The organism is Burkholderia sp. Ac-20379 (assembly GCF_017104645.1).
In the GTDB taxonomy this organism is placed as follows: domain Bacteria; phylum Pseudomonadota; class Gammaproteobacteria; order Burkholderiales; family Burkholderiaceae; genus Burkholderia.
This window is the reverse complement of record NZ_JAAGPF010000360.1, coordinates 1-6,978: the sequence shown is the minus strand read 5'-3', so window position 1 is coordinate 6,978 and position 6,978 is coordinate 1. Positions and strand designations below refer to the sequence as shown.

Below are 6,978 nucleotides of genomic sequence, written 5' to 3'. Positions count from 1 at the left end.
CGGCGGCGCGCGGCTCTGGCGCTGGGAGCTGCAACCGGCCGCGCGCCCGGCCGAGGCCGGCTTGCTGGGCAGCGCGCCGCGCGCGCAGTCGGCTGCCAAGCTGTCCGCCGAGATTACGCTCGATCCGGGCTTCGATTGGCTGATGCGTTGCGACCGCGTGGATTTTCCGCCGGGCGGGATCGCGCACACGCACGTTCATCAGGGGCCGGGCATCCGCTGCACGCTGCACGGCGAGATCGCGATCGAGATCGACGGCGCGCGCCACACGCACGGCGCGGGGCAGGCCTGGCTCGAACTGGGCCGGGATCCGGTGCTCGCGCCCACCACGCCGGACGCCGAAACGGCCTTCATCCGCTGCTTCCTGCTGCCCCAGGCGTGCCGGGGCCGCAGTTCGATCCGGTATGTCAAAATCGAGGATGCACGACGGCCGAAGGATCAGCGCTATCACGTGTTTGCCGAGCGTCTGCTGACGCTCGCGGGCGCCTGATCCGGAGCCGTGCGGGGCGCCGCCGGGCGCTCGCGCGCGGCGCCAGGCCCGCGGCCCTCACACGACCATCCCGAGCTCTTCCCTTCATGGCGATCAACAAAGCAGCAGACAGCGACGACCTCGAACCCGGCGCGCAGGACGACGCGACCTCATCCACCTCGGTGATGTCGCTGCGCCTGCTGGAAACCATCGCGTCCCATCCGCACGAAAGCGCGCTGACGAACCTCGCGCAGGAACTCGGCATTCCGAAGGCGCGCGTGCACCGGCATCTGAGCGCGCTCAAGCGCGACGGCTACGTGACGCAGAACCCCGACACCAGCCGCTACCGGATCGGCTGGCGGATGTTCCTGCTCGGGCGGCGCGCGCTCGACCAGTTCGACGTGGTGACGCTGGCGCGCCCGCTGATGGAGGAGTTGCGCGACACGGTGGGGCAGACGGTGGTGATCACGACGGTGTCCGACGAGGGCATGGTGGTGCTCAACATCGTGCCGGGCCGCAGCAAGCTGGAGATCATCTTCCACCCCGGCACGCGCTTCGATTTCCACACGGTCGCGCAGGGCAAGATCGCGCTGGCGTTCGGGCCGCCCAAGCTGCTCGAACGCGTGCTGGCGCAGCCGCTCGCCGCGCCGACCGCGCAGACCATCGTCGATCGCGACCGGCTGCTGCACGAGGTCGCGCTGGTGCGTTCGCGGCAATGGGCGGAAGCGCCCGAGGAGGCGTTCACCGGCGTCAACGCGCTGGCCGCGCCCGTGTTCCAGTTCGGCAACAAGTTGTTCGGCTCGCTCGCGATCGTCGGCTCGGTGCATTACCTGCCGGCGCAGGCCAGCGAGCGCACGGTGGCGGCGCTGACCGACACGGCGCGCCGGCTGTCGCTGCTGCTCGGGGCAGATGGGGATGCCGCGTCGGATTGAGCGGCGATGAAGCCCGGCGCGGCATGGTCGGCGCCGGGCTGACGAACGATACGGAAGGCGGCGGGCCGGTGGTTCAGTGCGAGGTCGCGCGGCCCTTGGCCGGTTCGTTGGCGGCCTCGTCCGCATCGGCGCTGGCCGCGGCATTCGCGGCCGCCGCGCGCATCGCGCCGGCCGCCTCGAACATGCCGCGCATGTCGAAGCCCGACGGATGCTGATAGACGCGCAGCCCGAACTCCGGCAGCACCGCCAGCAGGTGATCGAAGATGTCGCCCTGGATCGCCTCGTAATCGAGCCACGCCGTGGTGTCGGTGAAGCAGTACAACTCCATCGGAATGCCCTCGGCCGTCAGCGGCAACTGGCGCGTCATGCGCGTCATGCCGCCGTGGATGCGCGGGTGATGCTGCAGATAGCTGTCGCAATAGGCGCGGAACGTGCCGAGGTTGGTGAGCTGGCGGCGGTTGCCCGTCCATTCGGCGTCCGCGCCGAGCGCGCCGTTCCACTCGTCGAGCAGGCCGCGCTTGCTCGCCAGGTAATCCTTCAGCAGCGTGAAATGTTCGAGCCGGGCGATTTCGTTCGCGCCGAGAAAGCGCACGCTGGTCGCGTCGATGAAGATCGCGCGCTTGATGCGCCGCCCGCCCGATTCGGTCATGCCGCGCCAGTTCTGGTAGCTCTCGGTGATCAGCTTCCAGGTGGGGATCGTGATGATGGTGCGGTCGAAGTTCGACACCTTGACGGTGTTCAGCGTGATGTCGATCACGTCGCCGTCGGCGCCCGCGCTCGGCATGGTGATCCAGTCGCCGATCCGCAGCATGTCGTTCGACGAGAGCTGCACGCCGGCCACGAGGCCCAGCAGCGTGTCCTTGAAGATCAACATCAGCACCGCCGACATCGCGCCGATCCCCGACAGCAGCAGCCCGATCTGCTTGCCCGTCACGGCGCCGATCACCACCAGCGCGGCGGTCAGGAACATCAGCAGCTTGATCAACTGCATCGCGCCCTTCAGCGACAGCGCAGCCTGCTCGCGCGGCTTGGTGCGGTGCAGGTGCTCGACGGCCGACAGCACCGCGCTGACCATCATGGTGGCGAGGAACACCAGTACCGCGAACACCAGCTTGTCGACCACGCGCGCGGCCGATTCGGGAATACCGGGCACGGCGCGGAAGCCGAGCTGGAACACCACGAACGGCACCAGCCGCGACAGCCATTTGAACGCGCCGTACTGGAACAGCACGTCGTCGAAGCGGGTGGGCGTGCGTGCGGCGAACTTGGCGACCACGCGGAACAGCAGGAAGCGGACAGCGGCGGCGATCACGCAGGACGCCGCGACGAGAATCAGACAGCCGACGAGCGGCTCAAACCAGGTTGCATTCATCGATTCGGTGCGGAACGGAGCTTGAGGTCACGGCGCAGCGCCCGCCCGTGCACGGGACGCGGCCGTCTGCGCGGCCGGGGCGGCGCGCACAGTAAGGAGGCTGTCAAGACAGTGAAACGGCGTGAAGGGTTCCGGTGACGTGACGGAAATTTGACGCAACCGGGTTTGGGGCGGGGGCCGGGCGCAACCGTCGCCGGCCCGCGAGGCTCAGCGCTTCGGCTTCAGGAACGGCAAGCGCGCCGCGATCGGGCCATACAGCTTCGCGACCAGATAGAGCAGGCCGATCGCCACCACGTCGGCGGTCAGGCCGAGCGGCACGTCGAGATAGCCGTCGGTTTCCCAGTACAGCACGGAATCGACCGACAGCGAAATGCCCGTGCCGGCCACGAAGCAAAGCAGCCCCTGCCGGCCGATCGTGCCGATCCATGGCATGGCGCGGGCCACCCGGTGCATCCAGCCGAGATGCACGAGCTTCGCGGCGAGCCACGCGATGCCGAGGAAGTTGACGAGCCGCACCGCGCCGAGGTTCTGCTTGATCGCCGGATCGGTCGGGAACGGCTCGATGCGCAGCCGGTAATACGCGCCCGCGGCCACCACGGCCACCGCCAGCGCCGTCACCAGCACGCCGCGCGGCTGCTTCGACAGCGTCGCGTACACCGGCTGGCAGCGCGACAGCACGCCGAGCACGAACATGAACTGCCACGCGAACGGATTGAAATCCCACGGCAGGCCGTCGACGGTCGGCAGATAGCCCGCGATGCGGCGCGCCGACAGCCAGCCGAGCAGGCTGATCGCGAGCAACAGCCACGGCTTGTCGCGCGCCATCGGCAGCGCCAGCGGCACCAGCGCCGCGAAGAACGCGTACATCGGCAGCACCGAGGCCAGATATGGCTGGCGGCGGAACAGCACGATGTCGCGCAGCGCGGCCAGCGGATGGTGCATCAGGCCTTCGAGATCGTGGGTGGGCATGTTCGGGCCGTCGATCGCGAGCGCGCCGAGCACGGCCGTGATCAGCAGCATCAGCCCGGCCGTCACGAGGAACGCGCGATAGATCTCGAACGCGCGGCGGATGAAGCGCTGGCGCGCGACGGCCTCGGTCTGGCGCTCGGCGAGCGAGTTGTAGGCGATCGCGGTGGCGAAACCGCCCAGGAACACGAACACCTCGGCCGCGTCGCACAGCGCGTAGGCATGCAGCGTCACGCGCGACAGGATGCTGCCGCCGATGTGATCGACGACGATCACCATCAGCACCAGCCCGCGGAAGAAATCGAGCTCGGCGAAGCGGCCCGCGCGCGGCGGCGGCGCGCTCATGCGCGGCGGCGCCGGACGGCGCGGAGCAGGGGGGCGAACGGGGACGCGGGCGCGGCGGCGCGCGGCGGGAAACTCGGCATGAAGCAAACGGCGGAAGCGGAAACGGACGTGATTGTGCCATCGTCGGCGCAAGCCCGGCAGATTGCCGGCCGGCGGCGCGCTGCACCATCGCGGCGCATGGCTCCGGCGGGGCCGGAAACGCCTGTGCCGGCGTGTGTCGGCGGCTTGACAGCAGGGGCCGCGGCGCGCGCGAGTTGGTATTGCGCAACGGCCATCGCGGGCGCTTCGAACGGCGTGGACGGCGCATTTCGGGCGTGACACACTCTGAACCGTCATGCGCGCCGCCGGCAGCCGCCGGGCGGCGCGATACCGATCAAAGGTGCCAGGCGAGAACCGGTGGACGAAGCCCGCGTCGAGCGGTCCGCCGGGCCATTCCAGTTGTCCGGTTCGGAGACCGTCGACGATGAACAAGCTCCTGCTGCCCGCCGCTGCCGCCGCATTGGTCATGGCGCTGGCCGCGCCCGCCCGCGCGCAGAGCAGCGTCACGCTCTACGGCGTGATCGACGAAGGCGTGAATTACACCAACAACGTCGGCGTGAACGGCGTCAACCGCAGCGATTACGCGCTCGCCAGCGGCTACGCTCAGCGCAGCAGCTGGGGCCTGCGCGGCGCCGAGGATCTCGGCGGCGGCCTGAAGGCGATCTTCGCGCTCGAGAGCGGCTTCGACGTGAACAACGGCAGCGCCAGCAACGGCGGCCGGATGTTCGGCCGCCAGGCGTTCGTCGGCCTGACCCACGCGCAATACGGCGCGCTGACGTTCGGCCGCCAATACGATGCCGTGGTCGATTACCTCGCGCCGCTGACGGCCGCCGGCAGTTGGGGCGGCATGCTGATGTCGCACCCGTTCGACAACGACAACGCCGACAACACGGTGCGTGCCAACAACGCCGTCAAGTACGCCAGCCCCGGTTTCGGCGGCCTGAGCTTCGGCGGCGCTTACAGCTTCAGCAATGCCACCGGGTTCGCCAACAACCGGCAATACAGCGCCGGCGCGCGTTACGACTTCGGCGGGTTGCAGGTGGGCGCGGCCTATCTCGAGGCCAACAACCCGGGCCGCACGGCCGACGGCGCGGTGGCCGCCAACGACGCCAATTTCACGGCTGACCGGCTGCGCATCTTCGGCGGCGGCCTGAACTACACGTTCGGCGAAACCACGGTGGGCTTCGTCTATACCAAGACCGATCTCAAGAACCCGGTGGCCACCGCCTATCTGCCGGCCGGCGCGCTGTCGGGGCTCGGCCTGTCGGCCACCCGCTTCGACAACTTCGAGATCAACGGCAAATACCAGCTCACCCCGGCCTTTTTCGTGGGCGCGCAGTACACCTACACGAGCGGCACGTTCGACACCGCCGACGGCGCGGCCCGGCCGCATTACCACACGGTCGGGCTGATGGCCGACTACAGCCTGTCGAAGCAGACCGACGTGTATCTGCAGGGCGCGTGGCAGCGCGTCGGGGGCGACCGGCCGGGCGGCGCGCTCGACGGCGGCTACCTGGTCGGCACCGACGGGCCGTCGGCCACCGCCAGCCAGTTCTCGGTGCGCGCGGCGATCCGGCACAAGTTCTGACGGCCGCGCAGGCCCGCTCAGGGCCGTAACAGCGAAAACACCACCCACTCCGGCGCGGCGCCGTCCGGCGACACGCGCGCGAATTCGTGCCGCCGTTCGTAGATCGTCAGCGGCCAATCCTGCGAATACGTGCCGAACACCCGCGCCTTCTGGTCGGGCGCGCGGCGCACGTCGCATACGGGGATGTTGACGCGGTAGGTGCGGCCGACGCCCTCGTTCGGCGGGGTGCCGGGCAACAGGGCGAGGGCGGATTTCGATGCCTCGCTATAGGCCACCGGCGGGGCAGGCGGGGCTGCCTCGAATGCGTAGGGCGCCGTGTAATGCGCCCGTACCGGTTTCCCGTTTTCCAGATACGGCCGGCAGCGGCTGGCCCGCAAGGCCTGCACCGCGCTGTCGTCCAACTGCCAGTGTCCCGACGATTCCACGAGCGTGATGTGCTCGATTGCGCCGGTTTCGCTGACCTCGAAACCGAGCTTCACCACGCCGCGGTAGCGGCCGGCGCCGGGGTAGTCGGGCTTGACCAACTGGCAGGTTGCGGGCGGTTCGGCTTGGGCGGCGGGAAGCGCCGCCGCGAGCGGCCCGGCGGGCCTCGATGCGGGGGCGCTCGCGCAGGCGGCGAGCAGCCCTGCGCTCGTCAGGAACAGGGCGATGCGGGGCAGGTGCCGGAGCGTGGTCATGGCGGGGCGGGAAGAATGGGTTGGGCCCGCCGAGATCGGGCCGGCGCCATCATAACCGCAAACGAACGGCGATCGGGGCCGCATTGAATTGCATCAAATCGCAACTAACGGTCAGGCCCGCCAGCACTCGCGAAGCGGCGGTTCCCGCCGTGACAATCAGCGTTCAGAAAAGCCGTCGGCCTGCCTTGCCGTGGCCGCCTGAGGCAGCCTCAGGCAAAACCAGATGGCGCGTTGCGCCGCTGCGCGGCACCATCGGCGCGTTCGCCTTCCAGGCGTGTTTCTCCAAGGAATTCCGTATGCAGAACGATGGCTCGACGATCGCGATCGTCGTCGCGGTGTTCGCCGTGGCCGGCCTCGTCAAGGGGATGATCGGCCTCGGCCTGCCGACCGTGGCGATGGGCCTGCTGACGCTGGCCATGCCGCCTGCGGCGGCGGCCAGCCTGCTGGTGGTGCCGTCGCTGGTCACCAACGTCTGGCAACTGGCGCGCGGCCCCGCGTTCGGCGCGCTGCTCAGGCGGCTCTGGCCGCTGCTTGCGGGCCTCGCCGTCGGCACGTTCGCGGGCGGGCTGCCGGCGCTGGCGCACGCCCGCCCG

6 protein-coding genes and 1 pseudogene are annotated in these 6,978 nt (G+C 69.6%); 4 read left to right on the top strand and 3 right to left on the bottom strand.

Going from position 1 to position 6,978, the window contains the following annotated elements:
- Positions 1-487, top strand: a pseudogene (locus G3N92_RS28890) (hypothetical protein); the annotation flags it as partial.
- Positions 488-573: 86 nt separating this feature from the next.
- Positions 574-1,398: an IclR family transcriptional regulator gene (locus G3N92_RS28885; protein WP_206130992.1), complete on the top strand. Its 825-nt coding sequence runs from the start codon at positions 574-576 to the stop codon at positions 1,396-1,398.
- Positions 1,399-1,471: 73 nt separating this feature from the next.
- On the opposite strand, the gene G3N92_RS28880 is transcribed toward G3N92_RS28885, so the two are convergent.
- Positions 1,472-2,770 (bottom strand): mechanosensitive ion channel family protein, encoded by a 1,299-nt coding sequence (locus tag G3N92_RS28880; protein WP_206130991.1) that lies wholly within the window; start codon positions 2,768-2,770, stop codon positions 1,472-1,474.
- Positions 2,771-2,977: 207 nt separating this feature from the next.
- Complete coding sequence (locus tag G3N92_RS28875) at positions 2,978-4,081, bottom strand: OpgC domain-containing protein (protein ID WP_206130990.1); 1,104 nt, start codon at positions 4,079-4,081, stop codon at positions 2,978-2,980.
- Between the two features lie 463 nt (positions 4,082-4,544).
- On the opposite strand from G3N92_RS28875, the gene G3N92_RS28870 reads away from it, so the two are divergent.
- Positions 4,545-5,708: a porin gene (locus tag G3N92_RS28870; protein WP_206130989.1), complete on the top strand. Its 1,164-nt coding sequence runs from the start codon at positions 4,545-4,547 to the stop codon at positions 5,706-5,708.
- A 17-nt stretch (positions 5,709-5,725) separates the two neighbouring features.
- Here G3N92_RS28870 and G3N92_RS28865 read toward each other — a convergent pair whose 3' ends face one another.
- The gene (locus tag G3N92_RS28865; RefSeq protein ID WP_206130988.1) at positions 5,726-6,469 is read right to left on the bottom strand and encodes an energy transducer TonB; all 744 of its coding nucleotides are present in this window, start codon (positions 6,467-6,469) and stop codon (positions 5,726-5,728) included.
- Positions 6,470-6,681: 212 nt separating this feature from the next.
- Here G3N92_RS28865 and G3N92_RS28860 point away from each other — a divergent pair.
- The coding region (locus G3N92_RS28860; RefSeq protein ID WP_206130987.1) for a TSUP family transporter at positions 6,682-6,978 on the top strand (297 nt) is incomplete at its 3' end.

Bases quoted from the DNA above. Each gene is read 5' to 3' on its own strand.
- G3N92_RS28865 (WP_206130988.1), bottom strand. From the start codon at position 6,469: ATGCGGCCCCGATCGCCGTTCGTTTGCGGTTATGATGGCGCCGGCCCG.
- G3N92_RS28870 (WP_206130989.1), top strand. From the start codon at position 4,545: ATGAACAAGCTCCTGCTGCCCGCCGCTGCCGCCGCATTGGTCATGGCG.
- G3N92_RS28880 (WP_206130991.1), bottom strand. From the start codon at position 2,770: ATGAATGCAACCTGGTTTGAGCCGCTCGTCGGCTGTCTGATTCTCGTC.
- G3N92_RS28885 (WP_206130992.1), top strand. From the start codon at position 574: ATGGCGATCAACAAAGCAGCAGACAGCGACGACCTCGAACCCGGCGCG.
- G3N92_RS28875 (WP_206130990.1), bottom strand. From the start codon at position 4,081: ATGAGCGCGCCGCCGCCGCGCGCGGGCCGCTTCGCCGAGCTCGATTTC.